This is a genomic window from Mycobacteroides immunogenum, from assembly GCF_001605725.1.
GTDB lineage: Bacteria > Actinomycetota > Actinomycetes > Mycobacteriales > Mycobacteriaceae > Mycobacterium > Mycobacterium immunogenum.
The window spans coordinates 5152609-5173026 of record NZ_CP011530.1; the positions used below are offsets into that span (position 1 = coordinate 5152609).

Consider the following 20418-nt stretch of genomic DNA (forward strand, 5'->3'; position numbering starts at 1 on the left):
CGGGGTTTGACTAGAAGTCGTCAGGCGCACTGGGTGCGACGGGCCAGCCAAATGCGACGGCGGCCCGTTGCACCGCCCCTGCGCGCAGTTCGGTGACCAGCCCGGCGTTGACCAGCACCTGCAGACTGACCCCACCCATATAGATCGACCCCAGATCGCGCACAGTCAGCGCGATATCTGCTTCGTCCGTAGTGATTTCACAGCTGGCATGGTCCAGCCCCCCGCGCAGCCGGAAACGTCCCGAGTTCTCCGGAAGGAAATCGTCGGTCACCTCCAACACCACGTCCACATCGGCGGAATATCGCCGCTGCGACAGCGCCCGGGGGATATCGATCAATCGCACCTGAATGGCGTCACTCACCGAACATTCCAGGGACGGATGGTTGGCCACCAGGTAGCGCAGCTCTTCGTGTACCGAGGCGCCGTGATATTTGATCTTGCGAACCAGATCCATATCCAGCAGGTAGCGCCATGTTCGGGCGTAGGCACGTGGGTTGGTACCCAGAACCTCTTGTACGTGCAGCTCGGCCGTGGGCCCGGCGTCGCCCCAGCCCGGCTTCGGCCGGTAGATGGCGAATCCACTGACTGTCCCGTCGGTTTCGTGGTGCAACACGAAGCGCACCTTGCCCGCTTCCTTTTGCAATTCCTCGCTGTCCAGCGTCCAGGAGGCCCACCATTCGGGGGTGCGGGCCATCTGCCCCGGTAGCGCGGGGATGACGGCGTCATAGACCGCGGGTGCCGACGCCAGGAAGGTTTCGGCATCGACCTCCGCCAGGGTGCCGTCACCCAGATCGACGGTGGGCCGAAAGGCCAGCTCCCGCACCTGCCCGGACAGCTCCGCCGATTCAGTGGCAACTCCGTAACCAAATCGGCCGTATATCAATGCTTCCGAAGCGAACAGCATGGCGATTGACTCTCCGCGCGAGCGAATGTCTGCCAGCTGGTGGCGCATCATGGTGGTCAACAATCCCCGACGGCGATGCGTCGGAGCCACCGTGACGGCCGTGACGGCCGCAACCGGTACCAACGACCCACCGGGCAGCACCACGTGACGGCTGAACGCCCCCGCCGTCGCCACCCACTTCTTCCCGTCGTGGAAGCCCATCATCCGGTCCAGCTCGGTGAATTTGCGGGTGACCTCGATCTCATCCTTCTGCGGGTCCCGCAGGAATACCGAGTACGCCGTGTTCATGTACGACTCATAGTCGTCCTCGTCGGCAATGGTGCGTAGGGTCAGCTCAGACACATGCCCATGTCTACCGTGCCGTGCCAACACCTGTCACTCGAGTTTTCGGGTATGGCCATGGCGGGAAGGAACCACCGTGTGGACCACACCCGATGACGCCACCATCGCTCAGATCCTGCGCGAGACCAAGACCATTGCCATTGTGGGAGTTTCGGCCAACCCGGATCGGCCGAGCCACGGCGTCTATCGCTACCTGGCCGAGCACAGTCCCTATCGGATCTTTCTGGTGAACCCCACCATCACGGAGCTCGACGGGCAGACCGTCTATCCCAGTCTCGCCGCGCTACCGGAAACGCCCGACCTGGTTGACGTGTTCCGCCGCCGCGAGGAGCTGGCCGGTATCACGCACGAGGCCATCGACATCGGTGCCCGCACGCTGTGGTTCCAACTCGACCTCGTCGATGTGGACGCCGCCAACACGGCGGCTCAAGCCGGCCTGCAGGTGGTCATGGATCGGTGCACCGAAATCGAATTCGCACGCCTCGGTTCGCGCTAGCCCCTGGGCTGCTGAGCACCGATACGGTCGATCGGCGCGATGTTGTCCACAAGCCAGCGACCGTCATGTTTGGCGAGCGTCAGCCGTAAGGCAAGCACAGATTCCTCGGGCTGCGTCTTGGCCGCCACGCTGGTGCGCCGAACCAACGTGGCCACCACCGCATCCTCAGGGCCGAGCGCCTCGATGCCGACCGAGATGGTCTCGCCCTGCTGCGAGATCCCCTTGGCCTTCAGTTCGGCAGTCGCCCGGCCGAAATCGCGTCCAAAGGACTGTGCCTGCTCCTTCGTCATGTCCTCGGTGGCCTTACGCACATAGGCATCCGGACTACCCGGGGCAAAACTCACCACTGCCTCGGCCACCGTCGCGGCTACCTCGGTGACAGCCGCCCGGTCCGCGTTCCCCTCGCGGTCGGGCACCGTCCAGTGCCGATAACCCACGACGGCTAGCGCCAGCACCGAGGCCGCCGCCAAGGCGACGATGCCGGTCCGTAGCGCCGGCCCGTCGTCGTCGGTACCGACGGTCACCGAATCTCGCCGGGCCAGATAGGCATTGATCGCCATAGCCTGCGCGATCAGCAGGCAGGATGCCGTGCACACCACCACCCACCAGGTCGGCCAGCGCAGCACTACCCCAAGCCCGACGATCGCCAGCACCGTCACCAACGGGGCCAATACGTCAAAAATGATGACTCGCAGCATGTTTCGACTCATCGCAGCAGCTCCAAGCCGGTGATCAGCAACTGGTCCCCCACCTTGGATACGGCAAGGCGCAGGTGCCATTGATTGACTTTCGGGGAGGCATTGGCGTCGCGGGTCACCGAGGTGGCCACCACCATGACCCGGTCTGTCCGTTCCACGGATGGCAAGCCAGTGTCCTCATCCGGGATGGGCCGAGCCTGGGCTTCCCTTTCAGTTCTTTCGATGGTCACCGAATCGATCTCGCCTGCCGCATCGGCGTCGACCGTCCGGGCGAGCTTCACCGCACCCGCGATCATCTCGCCCAGGTGATCACTGAACTGGCCGGCGGTACCGTCCTGCAGCGTCTGCACGCTGGCATCGAGGTTGCTCTTTTTCATGTTGATCAAAGTGTTTACCCAGGTCACTGCGGTATCGAGTACACGAGCGTCGTAGCGGTCACGCGCGACCTGGCTGCGATGCCCGACACCGATGAGTATCGAAAGCACCAGTGCGACAACCGTGATCGCGCCGAGGACCGCGGACAGCACTCCGTACCGGGAGAAGACGGGTCCGTCGCCGTTGCCAAGACCGGATACGGTCGCCTCTTTGCTCACGGGCCTCACCCTACGACCCGTGCCACCATGGACGGGTGACGACAGAATCCGTGCTGCCAAAATCCGGTATCGACCTGAGCTATCGCGACGAATCCATCCGCCCGCAAGATGACCTGTTCGGCCACGTCAACGGTCGCTGGCTCGCCGAATACGCCATTCCGGCCGACCGTGCCGTCGATGGCGCGTTCCGGACTCTGTTCGACCGTGCCGAGGAGCAAGTACGCGAGATCATCACCCAGGCGGCCGACTCGGGGGCCGCCGACGGCACGGAGTCGCAGAAGATCGGTGATCTGTTCGCAAGCTTCATGGATACCGGGACCGTGTCCAGCCTCGGCCTGACTCCGCTGCGCCAGGAGCTGGATCTGATCGCCTCGGCGCCCGACGTCACCGCCTTGGCCGCTGCCATGGGTGCGTTACAGCGGGCCGGGGTCGGTAGTGGTGTGGGCTGCTACGTGGATACCGACGCCAAGGACTCCTCTCGGTATCTGCTGCACGTCAGCCAGTCCGGGCTGGGCCTGCCCGACGAGTCGTACTACCGCGAGGACCAGCACGCGGCCACCCGGGACGCGTACCGCGCACACATTGCCGCGATGTTCGGTTTGGTGCTCGGCGCGGGCGACCACGACGACACCGCCGCGCGGATCGCGGCTCTGGAAACCAAGATCGCCGCGGCGCATTGGGATGTGGTCAAGCGCCGGGACGCCGAGCTGAGCTACAACCTGCTGAAGTTCACCGACCTGGAGCAGACTGCACCTGGATTCGATTGGGCCGGATGGATTTCCGGGCTGGGTGCGACCACCGGCCAGGTCACCGAACTGGTGGTACGACAGCCCGACTATCTGACCACCTTCGCCCAACTCTGGGCGGCGGAGCCACTAAGCGACTGGAAGCTGTGGGCGAACTGGCGGCTGATCTGCGCCCGCGCACCGTATCTCACCGAGCCGCTGGTGGATGAGAACTTCAATTTCTACGGGCGCACGCTATCGGGCACCGAGCAGATTCGCGATCGCTGGAAGCGCGGTGTCGCGGTGGTCGAGTCGCTGCTCGGCGAGGCCGTGGGGCAGCTCTACGTCGCCCGGCACTTTCCTCCGAATGCCAAGGCACGCATGGAAATTCTCGTCGACAACCTGCGTGAGGCCTACCGGGCCAGCATCGCCGACCTGGAATGGATGACACCGGAGACCCGTGAGCGGGCCCTGCAGAAGCTCGACAAGTTCACCCCCAAGATCGGCTACCCGGCCACCTGGCGCGACTACTCGACGATCACCATCCGTCGCGACGATCTGCTGGGCAACGTCCGGCGCGCCACGGCCGCCGAGTGTGATCGGGGCCTGGCCAAGCTGGCAGGACCCGTCGATCGCGACGAATGGTTCATGACTCCACAGACGGTGAACGCGTACTACAACCCGGGGATGAATGAAATTGTCTTCCCCGCAGCTATTTTGCAGCCTCCGTTCTTCGACGCCGATGCCGACGACGCCGCCAATTACGGCGGCATCGGGGCCGTCATCGGCCACGAGATCGGGCATGGGTTTGACGATCAGGGCTCCAAGTACGACGGTGACGGCAACCTGGTCAACTGGTGGACCGACACCGACCGCGACGAATTCGGGGTACGCACCAAGGCATTAATCAAGCAGTACGACGAGTTCGTCCCGCGCGAGCTGGTCGATCAACATGTGAACGGCGCCTTCACCGTGGGAGAGAACATCGGGGATCTGGGCGGTCTCTCGATCGCACTGCTGGCCTACGAGATCTCGTTGGGCGGGGACGCGGGGCCGGTTATTGACGGATTGACGGGTGTGCAACGTGTCTTCTACGGCTGGGCGCAGGTATGGCGCACCAAAGCCCGTGAGGCCGAGGCGATCCGGCGCCTCTCCGTCGACCCGCATTCGCCGCCGGAGTTCCGGTGCAACGGCGTGGTGCGCAATATCGACGCGTTTTACGAGGCCTTCGCGCTCGCCACGGAGGACGAGCTGTTCCTGGAAGCCGATCAGCGCGTGCGCATCTGGAGCTGACGGCAACACCGCAACGAGAAAGCCCCCGGCCAGTGAGCCGGGGGCTTTCTCGTTGTGCTGGAACGCTAGAAACGCTGCCAGTCGTCGTAGCCGTCGTAGTCCTTGTAGGGACCACCCGGCGAGTTCTTGACGATCACCGGGTCACCTGGATGCGACTGGTTGAAGTACCAGGTCGCATTCTCGGTGCTCAAGTTGATGCAGCCATGGCTGGTGTCGCTCTTGCCCTGCTGACCGACTGACCACGGTGCAGCGTGGACGAAGATGCCCGAGTTCGACAGGCGGGTCGCCCAGTACACGTCCAGCTTGTAGCCCTCAGCGGAATTCACCGGCACCCCATACGTTGACGAGTCCATCACCATCTTCTGGAACTTCTCGCTGACGTAGTACGTGCCGTTCTTGGTCTCGTGCTTCTTGTCGTGCTTACCCATCGACATCGGCATGCTGCGCTCGACGACGCCGTTGCGGGTCACGGTCATCGTGTAGGTCGCGTCATCCACAGTCGACACGAATGCGTCGCCGACCTTGAAGCTCCACTTGGTGCCACCGGCGTTGACGTTCACATCGGTGTTCGCGGGCCAGAACTGTGTCGGCTTCCAACGCAGCTGCTGGTCCGTGTACCAGTAGAAGTAACCCGGCGCGGGCTTCGACGAGGTGATCTTCACGGCGGCCTCGGCGGCCTTCTTATCCGTCACCGGAGCCGCGAACACGATGGTCACCGGCTGGGCCACACCGACAACGTCGCCGTTGTTCGGTGAGTTCTTGAGCAGGCCCACCGGCAACGGGGGCACATCTCCCGTGGGAGGCGCCCCGGGCGGCGGGGTGGTCGGCACCGGTGCCGGCGGAATCTCGGCAGGCGGCGGCGCATCGGCAGCTGGCGGGGGTGGCGGCGGCAACTCCCACGGCAACGGCGGGGGCGGCGGAGGCCCCGGCTCTTCGATACCCGGATCGGGGGGATCGCCCGGATCGGCGAGTGCAGGAACTACCCCGGCACCCAGCAGTCCTGCGACACAGATACCGCTGACGAGGGCGCGCCGGAACCAACGAGTTAAGACAAGCATGCTCACTCCTGTAGACACGACACATCCAGTGTGTCATAGGGAAGGTCGCCACCAGGCAACACGATGTTTCACCCGCTCAAGAAAATAGCCCCTGAGCAGGCATAATCGCCGTTGATTAGAAATGGTCACATTCATAACCCCATAGGGGTATGTGATGCGAATCCTGACATTGGGGTGCCAAAGGAGAGCCAGGGGGCACCCGTCCAGCTAAGTACCCCCGACAGATTACCGGCTCAGCGCGCGGGCGATGAGCATCAGCTGGACCTCGCTCGTACCTTCGCCGATTTCCAAGATCTTGCTGTCTCGGTACTGGCGCGCGACCGGAGACTCATTCATGAACCCCGCTCCCCCGAAGATCTGGGTGGCGTCGCGGGCATTGTCCATGGCCGCCTCGCTGGCTATCAGCTTGGCAATCGAGGCCTCGGTCTTGAACGGTTTTCCGGCGAGCAGCAGTGCCGCGGCGTGGTAGTAGGCCAGCCGCGCGGTGTGCGCACGCGCCTGCATCCTGGCGATCTTGAACGAGACGGATTGATACTCGATGATCGCGCTGCCAAAGGCCGGGCGGCTGCGCGCGTAGCGCAGACTCTCATCGACGCATCCTTGGGCAGCTCCCGTGGCCAAGGCCGCGATCGCGATCCGGCCCTCATCGAGGATGCGCAGGAATCCCGCGTATCCGCGGCCACGTTCACCCAGCAGATTCTCGTAGGGCACCCGGACGTCATCGAAGCTCAGCGGATGGGTGTCCGAGGCATGCCAACCCACCTTGTCGTAGCCCGGCTCGACGGTGAACCCCGGTGTGCCGGCAGGCACATGAATGACCGAGATTTCCGGCGATCCGTCCGCGGAACGTCCAGTCACCGCGGCGACTCCCACGACTGCGGTGATGTCGGTACCGGAGTTGGTGATGAACGCCTTGGAGCCGTTGATGACCCAGCTGCCGTTGTCCTCGACAGCCCGGGTGCGGATCGATCCGGGGATATCGGTACCACCACCCGGCTCGGTCAAACCGAAAGCGGCCAAGGACTTTCCGGAGGAAAGTTCGGGAAGCCAACGCTGCTTTTGTTCTTCGTTTCCGAATCGGTAAATCGGCATGGCGCCCAGCGACACGGCCGCCTCAAGGGTGATGGCCACGCTCTGGTCCACCCGCGCCAGTTCCTCCAGCGTCAGGCAGAGGGCAAAGTAGTCACCGCCCATACCGCCGTACTCTTCGGGGAACGGCAGACCGAACAGCCCCATGTCACCCATCTGCGCCACCACCGCGTACGGGAACGTCTTGGTGGCGTCGTGATGCGCGGCAGCCGGCGCTACGACTGAATTCGCGAATTCCTCAACGGTTTTACGCAGCGAGTCGTACTCATCGGGCAGTTCTGCGGTACTGAAAGTCATGATCGCCCCTCCTCGGGGTTGGCAGTCGGATGGATGGTGGCCAGCAGTTGGTCGACAGCCACCTGGTCGCCGACGGCCACGGAGACGTTCACAGTTCCGGCGATCGGTGCGCGCAGAGTGTGTTCCATCTTCATGGCCTCGACCACCACCACCGGGGCGTCGCGTTCAACTACGGTCCCGGTACTCACCGAAACCACACGCACAACTCCGGGCATGGAGCTACGGATCTCGCCGTCCTCGTCGTCACCGTCCAGGTGCCGCAGTCGTGGCTCGGGTGCGACATCCGCGTGCCAGGTGCCATCCTCGGTGGCGATCCACGCCGAACCGGTCGCCCGGACAGCATCGGCGCGATGCAGCTGACCGGCTAGCTCAACGCTCACTTGCCCTGTCGCGCAGCGCACTCGGCCCGGCGCCTGTTCGCCGTCTCCGATACCGACAGCGGTGACCGGGTCGCCCCAGAGCCGGACCAGTTCGGTGGATTCCCCGATGCGTAGCCGATGGGATCGCGGCGCGTGGGCGCCCACCCGCCATCCGGACTTCCCGTCCCACAACGTGTCAGCCCCGGCCTCGCCGTCCAGCACAGCGGACGCGGCGACCCACACCCACGGCGGCGCGACGGGCGGGTGGTACTCGGCCGCGATCTTGTCGAGCAACGCCGTATCGATATCACCAGATATCACCACAGGATTGGTCACCAGAGCGCGCAGGAAATCGATATTGGTGCCCACCCCGAGTACGCGCGTCTCCGCGAGCGCACGATCGGCCTCGGCGAGCGCGGTCATGCGGTCGGCGGCATGCACTACGACCTTGGCCAGCATCGGGTCGAACCGCGAACCCACCACTGATCCCGTCGACAATGCCGTATCGGTGCGTGCGCTGCCCGAAAACCGGGCCAGCGCCACAGTTCCACCGGTGGGAAGGAATCCGCGGGCCGGGTCCTCGGCGTAGACGCGGACCTCGATCGCGTGGCCGGTCAGCGTAATCTGCTCCTGCGTAAGCGGGAGCCGTCCTCCCGATGCGACGAGGATCTGCCACTGCACCAGGTCAATGCCGGTCACCATCTCGGTGACCGGATGTTCCACCTGGAGCCGGGTGTTCATCTCCATGAAGTAGTAGGACTCGGGAGCATCACTGTCGAGGATGAACTCGACAGTTCCGGCGCCGAAATATCCGACACTGCGCGCGATCTGACATGCCGTCTCGCCCATCGCAGCACGCAGTTGCGGGGTCAGCAGCGGCGAGGGCGCCTCTTCGATGACCTTCTGGTGCCGGCGTTGCAGGCTGCATTCACGCTCGCCGAGGTGCACCACATTGCCGTGGGTGTCACCGAAGACCTGGACCTCGATATGCCTGGGGCGCGCGAGATAACGCTCTACCAAGAGGGTGTCATCGCCGAAGATCGCGGTGGCCTCCCGGCGGGATGCGACCAGCGCTTCGGGGACGGCACCCAGATCGTGCACCACACGCATGCCCTTGCCGCCGCCGCCAGCGGACGGCTTGATGATCAGTGGCGTCCCGATCTCCTGGGCGGCGACGATAAGCTCCGCGTCCAAGAGCGCGCCCACGCTGCCCGGGACGACCGGCTCACCGGCCGCCGCGACGGTGTCCTTGGCCCTGATCTTGTCGCCCATCGCATCCATGGCCTCGGCAGGTGGACCGACGAAGGTGATCCCGGCGGCCTGACATGCCCGGACGAAATCAGCATTCTCCGAGACGAATCCGTATCCGGGGTGAATCGCTTGCGCCCCGGTCTGCTTGGCCGCGCTGATGATCGCGTCGATATCCAAATAGCCCGAGGAGTCGGCGCCGAGACGTACGGCGGTATCGCAGGCATCGAGATGATCGGTATCTCCGTCGATATACACAGCGATGGATTGAATTCCCATGGCCCGCAGTGTTGATGCTATGCGGACCGCGATCTCGCCGCGGTTGGCGATGAGGACACTCTGCAATGTCACGTGGTCACATCCTGAAGACGCCGTAGGAAACCGGTTCAAGGGGTGCGTTGGCGCAAATACCCAGCGCCAAACCGAGCACGGTGCGGGTATCGGCAGGGTCGATCACCCCGTCGTCCCAGAGGCGCGCCGTTGAGTAGTACGGATTGCCTTGTTGCTCATACTGTTCGCGTATCGGAGCCTTGAAGGTCTCCTGTTCGGCCTCGGTGAATTCCTTGCCCGAGGACGCACTCTGATCGGCACGCACCGTGGCCAGCACCGAGGCCGCTTGTTCTCCACCCATCACCGAGATGCGGGCATTCGGCCACATCCACAGGAATCGCGGCGAGTACGCGCGGCCACACATGGAGTAGTTGCCTGCCCCGTAGGAGCCGCCGATCACCACGGTCAGCTTCGGCACCCGCGCACACGCCACCGCGGTGACCATCTTCGCCCCATGCTTGGCGATACCGGCGGCCTCGTAGTCGCGGCCCACCATGAAGCCAGAGATGTTCTGCAGAAAAAGCAGCGGAATGCGCCGCTGATCGCACAACTCGATGAAATGCGCTGCCTTCATGGCGCTTTCGGCGAACAGCACGCCGTTGTTCGCGATGATCCCCACCGGATGCCCGTGCAGGCGTGCGGTGCCGGTGACGACCGATTTGCCATACTCCGCCTTGAACTCGGTGAAGGTACCGCCGTCCACGAGCCGCACGATCACTTCGTGTACGTCATACGGGATACGCGGATCGGTGGGCACCACGTCGTACAGCGTGCCCGGATCGCGCTCCGGCGCAATTGTTTCCGCGACCGGCCACGGCGGCTCGGTTCTGGGCGCCAGGGTGGAGACGATCCGGCGCACGATCCGTAGCGCGTCCTTGTCGTCCTCCGCCAGATGATCTGTCACGCCTGAGGTACGGGAATGCAGATCGCCGCCGCCGAGTTCCTCGGCCGTGACCACCTCGCCGGTGGCGGCCTTCACCAGCGGCGGGCCGCCCAAGAAGATCGTGCCCTGCTTACGCACGATGACGGCCTCATCGCTCATCGCGGGCACATACGCACCACCTGCGGTGCAGCTGCCCAGCACCGCGGCAATCTGCGGAATTCCCTTGGCGCTCATGGTGGCCTGGTTATAGAAGATGCGGCCGAAGTGTTCGCGATCCGGGAACACCTCGTCCTGCTTGGGCAGGAAGGCGCCGCCGGAGTCCACCAGGTAGATGCAGGGCAGCCGGTTCTGCGACGCGACTTCCTGCGCCCGTAGGTGCTTCTTGACGGTCATCGGGTAGTAGGTGCCACCCTTGACCGTCGCGTCGTTGGCGGCAACCACGCATTCACGGCCCGAGACACGGCCGATACCGGCGATCATGCTGGCTCCGGGCGCGTCGTCGTCGTACATGCCATTGGCCGCCAACGGCGACAGCTCCAGGAACGGGCTACCCGGGTCGAGCAGTGCGTCAACCCGGTCACGGGGCAGCAGCTTGCCGCGGCCCACATGACGTTGCCTGGACTGTTCGTTCCCGCCGAGCGCCGCACGTGCGAGCCGCTCCCGCAGCTCGGCGACCAGCCGGACGTGCTCCGCCCTGTTCTGCTCACCAACCAGAGTCATACCCAGCTCCGAAGTTTGAGATTCAGTTAATGACGATTAACTAGGATTAGGCTAATCTCGATTAACTGTTTTGTCTAGAGCGGGCCACGACGGAGGTTCGATGACCAACCTGATACCCGAGTCGGATACCCCGAACAAACGCGAACGCGCCAAGGCCGACCGGCGTGATCAACTGCTGCGCGCGGCCGCCCGCCTCTTGGCCATGCGCGGATACGCGCGTGTGCGGCTGGAGGATCTAGGTTCTGCGGTCGGCATCAGTGGTCCCGCGATCTACCGACACTTCCCCAACAAGGAAGCGCTCTTGGTGGATCTGCTCACCGATATCAGCCGTCGCCTCTTGGAAGGCGGCATAGCCGTCGCAGACGCCGCGGAGACCCCCGGGCAGGCCCTCGATGGCCTCATCGATTTTCACCTCGACTTCGCGCTCAGCGAGAGCGATCTGATCCGCGTGCAGGACCGCGACCTCGATTCACTCCCCGAGAACGCCCGCCGCCAGGTGCGTCAGTACCAGCGCCGCTATGTGGAGGCATGGGTTGAGGTGCTGTGCCAGAGCGACGCAGACCTTGACGAGTCGGACGCGCGCATCAAGGCACACGCGGCATTCGGCCTGATGAACTCGACGCCCTACAGCGCCGGACGCTCGGCACCCTCGCAGACCCGAACCGTATTGCGGCAGATGGTCGTTGCCGCGCTCGATTCCTAGCTGCGCACCAAGCGGGCAATCGCCGCGGAGGCCTCAGCCAGCTTCTCGTCGGCGTCGGCACCACCGGAGGCGACGGCGTTGGTCACGCAATGACCCAGGTGCTCATCGAGAAGTCCGAGGGCAACCGACCGCAACGCGCTCTGCGCGGCGCTGATCTGGGTCAGCACGTCGATGCAGTACTTGTCCTCGTCGATCATCTTCGCGATGCCACGCACCTGTCCCTCGATGCGCAGGAGCCGCTTGGCGTAGTCATCCTTTTTCAGCGAGTAACCGTGTCCGGTCGAAGTCTTGGTGCTCATGTCCCTTTACCCCTTGAGAAGGCCCTGCATCGTGTCGATCTCAGGCTGCTGATTATCGATGATCTGTTGCGCCAACTGCTTTGCCGCAGGGTACTGGCCTCCGGAGAGTTCCGCATTCGACATGGCTATGGCGCCCTGATGGTGGGCGATCATCGACTGCAGCCACAGCTGATCGAAGACCTCGCCGTTGAGAGTCTTCATCCGGTCTAGCACCGGTGCGTCCACCATGCCAGGCATATGCCCCGCCGGGTCGTGCCCTGCGGGCATCAGCGGCTGGTTCCAGGTCTTGAGCCACTCGGTGAAGGTGTCGATCTCCGGCTGCTGCGCCGTCTCGATGTTCTTCGCCAGCTCCAGCACGGCGGGGTTCGGGGTACGCCCCTCGGTCAACTTGGACATCTCGACGGCCTGCTGATGATGCATGATCATCTGCTGCGCGAAGGTCACATCGGCGTCATTGTGGTCCGACACCGGGGCCGCGGCATTGGTATCCAGCGTCGTCGTCATCCCCGACATGCCGGAATGTCCCGAATGCTCGGAATTCGCGCCGTCCCCCTTGTTGTCCGAGCTACAAGCCGACAAAATCAGCACTGCGGCGGCAGCGCCGGCAAGGATGGCAGTCCGAGTACGGTTTCGCATGCCACCATGGTAGCTCAGATACCCCCATAGGGTACGAAATCGTCGATGGCATACCCCTGGTGGGTACCAACGCCTATGCGACGGACTCCTCCAGCTGCGTCAGCGCCTCCTCCAAATGCGCAAGGATGCGTTGCAGGTGCGGAACACTCGTGCGGCATCCGGTGAGTCCAAAATGCATCGACGACCCACTGCTGGTGCACGTGATATTCAGCGCCACGCCGTCGATCGGGATGGACGCGGGGTAGCACCCGTCCATCTCGAATCCGTTCCAGAACATATCGGTGCGCGGGCCGGGGACATTGGAAATGATCACGTTGAACGCGGGGGCGGTCCGATCCACCAACCCCGGCACGGCACCGGTCAGCACGGGTGCGCCATTGAGCGCCCCCACCAACATCCGCTGCAGCGGTGTCATCTCCGAAAGCACCGACTTGGCCGCCTGTACCGAATCGCGGATCGCGCTGAACCGCTCCAACGGGTCTGGCTTATCGGTCGCCAGGTTGGCCAGCAGCGCGGTGATCGAGTTTCCCGCGTTCTGATCGCCCTCGGCCCGGATCGATACCGGACACATGGCGATGAGCGGCTTGTCGGGTAACGCGTGCTGCTCCTCGAGATAGGTGCGCAAGGCGCCCGAGCACATGGCGAGCACCACATCGTTCACCGTGCCGCCCAGTGCCTTGCCGGCCTCCTTGATCCGCGCCATCGACCAGGTTTGCGCGGCGAAGCGCCGGGCGCCGCCGATCGAGACATTCAAGATGGTGTGCGGTGCCGTCATCGGCCTGACCAGCTGCGGGTCCGACAATGCGTGCCTGCCGTACTTGAGCAGACCGGGCGGAATCGACACGACCTGTCGCACCGCACCCGCGGCTCCCTTGACCAGATCCAGCGCCGAGGTGTTGGTCGTGCTCACGATGCTGCTCTTGGCGCGCCGCTTGGCCGGGGCCCAAACCGCCTGACAGTCGCGGGCATCGGGGTCATCGGACAGTGAGCGCATCATCATCCGCAAGGCGCCTACGCCATCGATCACGGCATGGTGCATTTTGGTGTAGACCGCCAGGCGCCCGTCCGAAAGCCCTTCCACCACATGCATTTCCCAGAGCGGACGGTGCCGATCCAGTGGGGAACTATGCCACCGGGAGGTGACAGTCAGCAGCTCACGCACCCGGGCCGGGCGCGGTAACGCCGAGCGGCGCACGTGGTACTCCCAATCGATCTCATCATCGATGATCCAGGTGAGGTTGCCCATCACCGCCAACGGCTGTCCGGGACGTTTGCGGAAGTCCGAGGACACCTCGGTGGTCGACATCAACTGCTCGTAGAACACCTCGGCGTAATCCGGACCGGCGTCGACAGGCGGTTTGAACAGCTGGAGGCCGCCGACGTGGAAGGGGTGTTCCCGCGTTTCCCCGATGAGAAACATCGAGTCGCTGACCGGCATGAATGGCATACCGGCCATCATTGCTGCCGACTCACCGTTTTGCGGCGGTTTCGTAGCGCACGTTTTCGCCGGGAGAGGGCGCGCCGAAGCCTGCGCAATCCGGTTTGCACCGGCGGGGGATACTTAACCCCATGTCAGCCCCCCAGCAGCCCGATATCAAGCCCCGTAGCCGCGACGTCACCGACGGCCTGGAAAAGACCGCCGCACGCGGGATGCTGCGCGCGGTAGGCATGGGGGACGACGACTGGGTCAAGCCGCAGATCGGCGTCGGCTCGTCCTGGAACGAGATCACCCCGTGCAACATGTCGCTACAACGCCTCGCACAGTCGGTCAAGGGCGGCGTGCACGAAGCCGGGGGCTACCCGCTGGAGTTCGGCACCATCTCGGTGTCCGACGGTATCTCGATGGGGCACGAGGGTATGCACTTCTCGCTGGTGTCCCGTGAGGTCATCGCCGACAGCGTCGAGACCGTGATGCAGGCTGAGCGTCTCGACGGCTCGGTGCTGCTTGCCGGATGCGACAAATCGATTCCCGGAATGCTTATGGCCGCAGCACGTTTGGACCTGGCCTCGGTGTTCTTGTACAACGGCTCGATCATGCCGGGCAAGGCCAAGCTGACCGACGGCACCGAGAAGGAAGTCACCATCATCGACGCCTTCGAGGCAGTCGGTGCCTGTGCACGCGGCCTGATGTCACGCGAGGACGTCGACATCATCGAGCGCGCCATCTGTCCAGGTGAGGGCGCCTGCGGTGGCATGTACACCGCCAACACCATGGCCAGCGCGGCTGAGGCACTGGGAATGTCGTTGCCCGGCAGCGCTTCCCCCGTCGCCATCGACAAGCGCCGCGAGGAGTACGCGCACAAGTCGGGCGAGGCCGTTGTCGAGATGCTGCGCCGCGGCATCACGGCACGCGACATCCTCACCAAGGAAGCCTTCGAGAACGCCATCGCCGTGGTGATGGCGTTCGGCGGATCCACCAACGCGGTGCTGCACCTGCTGGCCATCGCCCGCGAAGCGGAGGTGCCACTGTCCTTGGCGGACTTCACCCGCGTCGGCAACAAGGTGCCCCACCTGGCCGATGTGAAGCCCTTTGGCCGCCACGTGATGAAAGACGTCGATGAGATCGGCGGGGTGCCCGTGGTGATGCGCGCACTGCTGGATGCCGGCCTGCTGCACGGTGATTGCCTAACGGTCACCGGCAAGACCATGGCCGAGAACCTGGCCCACATCGCCCCGCCAGATCCCGACGGCAAGGTACTGCGCGCCATGAACAATCCCATCCACCCGACCGGCGGCATCACCATCCTGCACGGATCGTTGGCCCCCGAGGGCGCGGTGGTGAAGTCGGCTGGTTTCGATTCCGATGTATTCGAGGGCACAGCAAGGGTTTTCGAGCGTGAGCGCGCCGCACTCGATGCGCTGGAGGACGGCACCATCACGCACGGCGATGTCGTCGTGATCCGCTACGAGGGCCCCAAGGGCGGCCCCGGCATGCGCGAGATGCTGGCGATCACCGGCGCGATCAAGGGTGCCGGCCTGGGCAAGGACGTGCTGCTGATGACCGACGGGCGCTTCTCCGGGGGCACCACCGGCCTGTGTGTCGGACATATCGCACCGGAAGCTGTGGACGGCGGACCCATCGCCTTTGTCAAGGACGGTGACCGCATCCGGCTCGATGTCGCCAATGGCAAGCTCGACCTCCTGGTCGACGAGGCGGAGATCGCCGAGCGGCGCAAGGGATTCGAGCCGTTGCCGCCGCGTTACAAGACCGGCGTGCTGGCGAAGTACACCAAGCTGGTGCAGTCGGCCGCAGTCGGAGCGGTCTGCGGGTAAGCCCCGCTCCGATGGGCGGGCCGGCGCACCCAGGGCCACACGATCGTGCGGCCAACAGTCCGTGGATGGAATTTCTGCGGAAATGGTGGACCGAGCCGGTTCCGCCCGGGTGGCTACAGAGCTACCTCGAAGCAAACGGGCTAGATCGGTCACTTCGCACCCTCATCGGCTGGTATGCATTGGTTTTCGCAGCCATATGCGTAGTGGCGCAGTTCAGCAACGCGGCTCCCACAACGCTGTTTGGCCGGGCAGTGGTCGGGGTGTGCGCAATAGGATCACTCGCCTGGGCATTGCGCTGGTTTGTCGGGTCCTGGGCCAGCCGCACCGAGTCGATGATCTTTGTGGCCTTTGCCGATGTGGGTATCGCCGCATCGGCATCTCAGTTGTCGACCGATCTTTCCCTCGGCACGGCCATGCTGTTCACCCCGATAGGTGCGTACGTGAGCTTCTTCCTTGGGAACAGACAGCTTCTTGCGCACGCCATCTGGTGCATCACCGTGATCTGCGCCCTGGCCGTTCCTCTTGCCGTACCGGGGCCCGCTGAGATCGTCGCGCGAGTAATCGCCATGGCGATCTGCCAGATGCTGGTAGTCGTACTGGTGCCGGTGGTCATTCAGTTCGGCATCGCCATGGTCCGGCTGCAGGCCATGGCCTCATGGCGCGACCCCTTGACCGGGATCTTCAATCGGCGCGGAATCTTCGACGAATGGCAACGCAAACATAGAGCGCTCGTCGCCGGTGACGAGATTGCCCACGGAAGAGTCGTTGCGGTCGCCACCGTCGATATTGATCGATACAAGTTGGTCAACGACACGCACGGCCACGACGCCGGCGACAGAGTCCTCATCGAATGTGCGGAAGCCCTTTCCGAACAACATGATTCGCGGACGATTGTCGGACGTTCCGGCGGCGATGAGTTCCTGGTGATCACCTTGTGCGCGGCGGAGTCGATATCCGATCTCGCCCGTGCGTTAGGTGATCGCATCGCAACATGTGCCCCTACGGACCTGGCTGTCACCGCCAGTATTGGCATCGCGACTGATTCTGTTATCGCGGTGACCGCCGCCGACCCGCAATCAGCGATCGAGTCGTTAATCAGCCGCGCCGACATCGCCATGTATGAAGCTAAACGCAACGGCGGCAATCAGTTCCGGATCGCACCGCAGTGCGTCAACGACCGTTCGCCGTAACTCGCTCCGGGTCGCGGTATTGCTCCGCGCTCCGGGCGATCTCATCCGGTGGCGGCAGGGGCTCGTGCAGGTCCACGTAAACACCCTCCGCGCGCAGGGTGTCGTCGACCAGCAGCCAGATCCACCGGACCTGATCGGCGATGAGGCGCTCCTGCGATGTGGTCCCCGGGTAGTCCAGCCAGTGGCTGGTTGCCGTTTCAACCATGCCCACGATGCCCATCGCGAGGATGTCGGATTCGACTCCGACACCGAACGCGTCCAGATACAGCGCGAAAACCTGCCCCAGATGAGTACCAACTGACAGCTTGATGTCGGTGATCGCATCAGGCGCCTCGGAATTCTCCGCCAACGAGCAATGGGCCAGGTACCGATAAAGGTTCCGGTGCCCGACCAGGAAGCGGGCGTGAGCGCCGACACCGGCATCGATGATCTGCGCCATCGACCCATGCGGCTCCCATAGCGGAGCCAGGTCGGCGATCAACATGTCGCTGGCCCGCTGCGCTACGGCGCGTTGCAGGTCGGCAGCGTCGGTGAAGTGCCGGTAGAGCTTGGTGCGGGTGACCCCGAGGTGTACCGCGATCTGTTCGGTCGACGTCTGGGGCCCGTGTTCGGCGATCGCCACCAGGGCCGCGTCGACAAACTCGGCGCGGCGGCGTTCTCGCTGCCCGCTCCATCTGCTGAGAGTGACGTCCTGACCGTCCGGTTGCACGTGCCTCACTCTAGCCAATCAAGTGGTACATCACGTACGATCTGCCACTGGTACGGCGCGTACCATGTGAATTGAAGGGAGCGTCCAAAGATGGATGCGGTAACCACGTTCCGGAGAGCCGCCGGGCTGCCCGCTGCGCCCGAGCCCCTGCCGCCCGCCGAGGACTACGGGTTTTTCGGCCCGGGCTCGGTCACCTGGAAGGTCTGGAGTTACCCCACTTCGATGCTGCTTGGGTTCTCCCGCGCCGTCACCATCGAGCACCTAGATCCCTTCCTGGCCGCCGCGGTGGACGCCACCGGCCAGGTCTACGCCCGCACCCGGCTGCGCTATGACCGCACCATGCAGTACTTCGCGCTGGTGGCGTTCGGCGATGCAAAGTCCGTGCTCGACGCAGCCGAAATTCTGGTGAAGATCCATTCCAAGGCCGTCGGCACCGAGCCGATCACCAAGCGCCCGTTCGATGCCAACGATCCGCACTCGCAGCTGTGGATCCACCTCACGGCGTGGCATTCGATCCTCTACACCTTCGAGATGTTCGGTCCCGGCAAGTTGTCCGAAGCCGAGGAGGCCCAGTACTGGGAGGAATGTGCCCGGGCCGCCGAGTTCCAGACCATCAACCCCGACGACGTGCCACGTACCCGTGAGGGCATCCGCGCCTACTTCGAGGGCTTCCGGCCCGATCTGGTCGGCTCCGAGGTCGCTCAGCGCATGATGAACTACCTCGTTGACCTGGGCTATCACATCCTGCCGGAACGTGTTCCGAGCTGGCTGCGCCGACTGTTCAACATCCCGATGCGCCGCGCGATCATCGCGACGATGCCCGACTGGATGCGTCTGCTCGGCGGAATCCCGCAGCGCCGCTGGCAAGACGCGGCCGCCCGGGCGGTGGTGCGCCCCTTCCTGAGGCTAATCGCGTCGCGCCCGCAGCTCGAGCTGGCAATCCTGGACTTCACCACTCCGCACACCACCGCCATTCTGGGTCCGGTGCTGCAGGACATTCCGGCCAAGAACCCGGTCACCTACACCCCGGAGCAGGCCCGCAAGGAGTTTGACAAGATCACCCCGTTTGAGCAGTACGCTCAGATTCTGGCGAAGCGGGAACAGGGCTCTGGTCCCACCCCGTACCGTCACAACCACCATGACGCACTCCTCGAATTCGACAAGAGCGTGAGCTGACAAATATGGCTCTATTGCCATGAATGTGGGTCGGGTGGGGTGTGCTATGTCTCGCGTGGCGGAGTGGTCTGGGCGCACGGGTAGCTCATAGGTTCGAAAGCTCCTACACCTCGTACCAAGGAGCTTGCCCGTGCGCGCGACCACTTTACTCAACCGTGTCCTCGACCTGCCGAAGACCACGGTCCGCGACGTCGAGTGCGGCGACAAGGTGACGGTGTGGGTGCGCCCGCAACAGCGGGTGATGTCCTGTCCGCATTGCGATTTCCGTACCCGGCACCGCTACGACACACGGATGGTGGATTCGGCGTGGCGGCACCTGGACCTCAGTGGGCGGGTATGTGTGCTCAAACTGCGGCGACGTCGGTTGCGCTGCCCCGAGCACGGTGTCCTGGCCGAGTCAGTGCCGTTCGCGCGGCCGGGATCGGGGTTCACCCGCGACTTCGAGGACCTTGCGGTCTGGCTGGCCGCCAAGTGTGACAAGAAGACGGTGTCGACGTTCTGCCGCGTCACGTGGCGCACCGTCGGGGCGATGTGTTCGCGCGTCGTGGCCGAGAAACTGGACCCCGACCGGCTGGCCGGGCTGGTCGACATCGGCGTCGATGAGATCTCCTGGCGCAAGCACCACAAGTATTTGACTTTGGTGTCCGACCACGACACCGGCACAATCGTGTGGGGTGCGCCGGGCAAGAAGGCAGCCACTCTCGACGCGTTCTTCACCGCGGCCCTACCCGCCGATGGCGCGAAGAAGATCGAGGCCGTGTCGATGGACCTCGGGCCGGCATTCGCGAAATCCGTTCGCGCACATGCCCCGCAGGCGGTGATCTGCTTCGATCCGTTCCATGTCGTCAAACTAGCCACCGACGCCCTCGACGACGTTCGCCGTCAGGTATGGCAGTCCGCGCGCAAACTGTCGGACAAGCAGATCGCCAAAACCTACAAGGGAGCCCGCTGGGCGCTGCTGAAGAACCCCGAATCCCTCACCGACACACAGAAAGCCACCCTCGCCCAGCTCAAACGCGAGGGCGGCGCACTGGTCCGCGCCTACGAACTGAAGGAATCGCTGCGGGCGGTGTTCGCCGGGGATCTTGACGCCGACACCGTCACCGACATGCTCGGGAAATGGTGCTCATGGGCGCAGCGGTGCCGGATCCCGCAGTTCGTCAAGGTCGGCCGAACCATCAACAAACACCTCGATGGCATCCAAGCCGCGGTGGAGCGCGGACTGGCCAACGGCCGCCACGAAGGGCTCAACAACAAGGTCCGGTTGATCATCCGCAGGGCCTACGGCTTCCACAACGCCGAGAACGCGCTCGCCATGATCATGCTCGTCTGCGGACCGGTGACCCTCGAACTCCCATACCACACATGAGGTCATCCACATTCATGGCAATAGAGCC

18 protein-coding genes are annotated in these 20418 nt (G+C 64.1%); 7 read left to right on the plus strand and 11 right to left on the minus strand.

The window, feature by feature from the left end:
• Nucleotides 1–10: 10 nt before the first annotated feature.
• The gene (locus ABG82_RS25470; protein WP_043076229.1) at nucleotides 11–1246 is read right to left on the minus strand and encodes a GNAT family N-acetyltransferase; all 1236 of its coding nucleotides are present in this window, start codon (nucleotides 1244–1246) and stop codon (nucleotides 11–13) included.
• Nucleotides 1247–1322: 76 nt separating this feature from the next.
• Between ABG82_RS25470 and ABG82_RS25475 the strand changes: the two genes are divergently transcribed.
• On the plus strand, nucleotides 1323–1742 hold the full coding sequence (locus tag ABG82_RS25475) for a CoA-binding protein (RefSeq protein ID WP_043076228.1): 420 nt from the start codon (nucleotides 1323–1325) through the stop codon (nucleotides 1740–1742).
• Here the strand turns inward: ABG82_RS25475 and ABG82_RS25480 are convergent.
• Together ABG82_RS25480 and ABG82_RS25485 are read right to left on the minus strand one after the other, a co-directional pair.
• Nucleotides 1739–2440, minus strand: coding sequence for a hypothetical protein (locus ABG82_RS25480; RefSeq protein WP_043076227.1), 702 nt, complete (start codon nucleotides 2438–2440; stop codon nucleotides 1739–1741). The genes ABG82_RS25475 and ABG82_RS25480 overlap by 4 nt on opposite strands.
• An 8-nt stretch (nucleotides 2441–2448) precedes the next feature.
• A complete protein-coding gene (locus tag ABG82_RS25485) occupies nucleotides 2449–2943 on the minus strand; it encodes a hypothetical protein (RefSeq protein WP_043076391.1) in 495 nt (164 codons plus the stop codon).
• Nucleotides 2944–3068: 125 nt separating this feature from the next.
• Between ABG82_RS25485 and ABG82_RS25490 the strand changes: the two genes are divergently transcribed.
• Nucleotides 3069–5051: a M13 family metallopeptidase gene (locus ABG82_RS25490; protein ID WP_043076226.1), complete on the plus strand. Its 1983-nt coding sequence runs from the start codon at nucleotides 3069–3071 to the stop codon at nucleotides 5049–5051.
• 65 nt (nucleotides 5052–5116) lie between these two features.
• Here ABG82_RS25490 and ABG82_RS25495 read toward each other — a convergent pair whose 3' ends face one another.
• From ABG82_RS25495 to ABG82_RS25510, 4 genes are all read right to left on the minus strand, one after another.
• A complete protein-coding gene (locus ABG82_RS25495) occupies nucleotides 5117–6109 on the minus strand; it encodes a L,D-transpeptidase (protein ID WP_043076225.1) in 993 nt (330 codons plus the stop codon).
• A 225-nt stretch (nucleotides 6110–6334) separates the two neighbouring features.
• The gene (locus ABG82_RS25500; RefSeq protein ID WP_043076224.1) at nucleotides 6335–7495 is read right to left on the minus strand and encodes an acyl-CoA dehydrogenase family protein; all 1161 of its coding nucleotides are present in this window, start codon (nucleotides 7493–7495) and stop codon (nucleotides 6335–6337) included.
• Nucleotides 7492–9453, minus strand: a complete 1962-nt coding sequence (locus ABG82_RS25505; RefSeq protein ID WP_043076223.1) for an acetyl/propionyl/methylcrotonyl-CoA carboxylase subunit alpha — start codon at nucleotides 9451–9453, stop codon at nucleotides 7492–7494. Before ABG82_RS25505 ends, ABG82_RS25500 begins: the two co-directional genes overlap by 4 nt.
• A 4-nt stretch (nucleotides 9454–9457) precedes the next feature.
• The gene (locus ABG82_RS25510) at nucleotides 9458–11035 is read right to left on the minus strand and encodes a carboxyl transferase domain-containing protein (RefSeq protein WP_043076222.1); all 1578 of its coding nucleotides are present in this window, start codon (nucleotides 11033–11035) and stop codon (nucleotides 9458–9460) included.
• Nucleotides 11036–11135: 100 nt separating this feature from the next.
• Here ABG82_RS25510 and ABG82_RS25515 point away from each other — a divergent pair, with 100 nt between their 5' ends.
• Nucleotides 11136–11738, plus strand: a complete 603-nt coding sequence (locus ABG82_RS25515) for an SACE_7040 family transcriptional regulator (RefSeq protein ID WP_043076221.1) — start codon at nucleotides 11136–11138, stop codon at nucleotides 11736–11738.
• Here ABG82_RS25515 and ricR read toward each other — a convergent pair.
• The 3 genes from ricR to ABG82_RS25530 form a co-directional block, all read right to left on the minus strand.
• Nucleotides 11735–12037, minus strand: coding sequence for a copper-sensing transcriptional repressor RicR (gene ricR / locus ABG82_RS25520; RefSeq protein WP_005063731.1), 303 nt, complete (start codon nucleotides 12035–12037; stop codon nucleotides 11735–11737). The two genes, ABG82_RS25515 and ricR, sit on opposite strands and share 4 nt — an antisense overlap.
• 6 nt (nucleotides 12038–12043) lie before the next feature.
• Nucleotides 12044–12673 carry a DUF305 domain-containing protein gene (locus ABG82_RS25525; RefSeq protein WP_043076220.1) on the minus strand — a complete coding sequence of 210 codons (630 nt, stop codon included), beginning with the start codon at nucleotides 12671–12673 and terminating at the stop codon, nucleotides 12044–12046.
• A gap of 73 nt (nucleotides 12674–12746) precedes the next feature.
• Entirely contained in the window at nucleotides 12747–14132 is a 1386-nt protein-coding gene (locus tag ABG82_RS25530; protein WP_162269213.1) for a WS/DGAT/MGAT family O-acyltransferase, read from the minus strand.
• A 110-nt stretch (nucleotides 14133–14242) separates the two neighbouring features.
• Between ABG82_RS25530 and ilvD the strand changes: the two genes are divergently transcribed.
• Complete coding sequence (gene ilvD / locus ABG82_RS25535; RefSeq protein ID WP_043076219.1) at nucleotides 14243–15946, plus strand: dihydroxy-acid dehydratase; 1704 nt, start codon at nucleotides 14243–14245, stop codon at nucleotides 15944–15946.
• Nucleotides 15947–16011: 65 nt separating this feature from the next.
• The gene (locus ABG82_RS25540; protein WP_078343626.1) at nucleotides 16012–17136 is read left to right on the plus strand and encodes a GGDEF domain-containing protein; all 1125 of its coding nucleotides are present in this window, start codon (nucleotides 16012–16014) and stop codon (nucleotides 17134–17136) included.
• Here the strand turns inward: ABG82_RS25540 and ABG82_RS25545 are convergent.
• Nucleotides 17117–17854 (minus strand): TetR/AcrR family transcriptional regulator, encoded by a 738-nt coding sequence (locus ABG82_RS25545; RefSeq protein WP_234707970.1) that lies wholly within the window; start codon nucleotides 17852–17854, stop codon nucleotides 17117–17119. The two genes, ABG82_RS25540 and ABG82_RS25545, sit on opposite strands and share 20 nt — an antisense overlap.
• 81 nt (nucleotides 17855–17935) lie before the next feature.
• Between ABG82_RS25545 and ABG82_RS25550 the strand changes: the two genes are divergently transcribed.
• Both ABG82_RS25550 and ABG82_RS25555 read left to right on the plus strand, forming a co-directional pair.
• Nucleotides 17936–19021 carry an oxygenase MpaB family protein gene (locus ABG82_RS25550; protein ID WP_043076216.1) on the plus strand — a complete coding sequence of 362 codons (1086 nt, stop codon included), beginning with the start codon at nucleotides 17936–17938 and terminating at the stop codon, nucleotides 19019–19021.
• A gap of 130 nt (nucleotides 19022–19151) precedes the next feature.
• The gene (locus ABG82_RS25555) at nucleotides 19152–20390 is read left to right on the plus strand and encodes an ISL3 family transposase (protein WP_043080596.1); all 1239 of its coding nucleotides are present in this window, start codon (nucleotides 19152–19154) and stop codon (nucleotides 20388–20390) included.
• The last annotated feature ends 28 nt before the right edge of the window (nucleotides 20391–20418 follow it).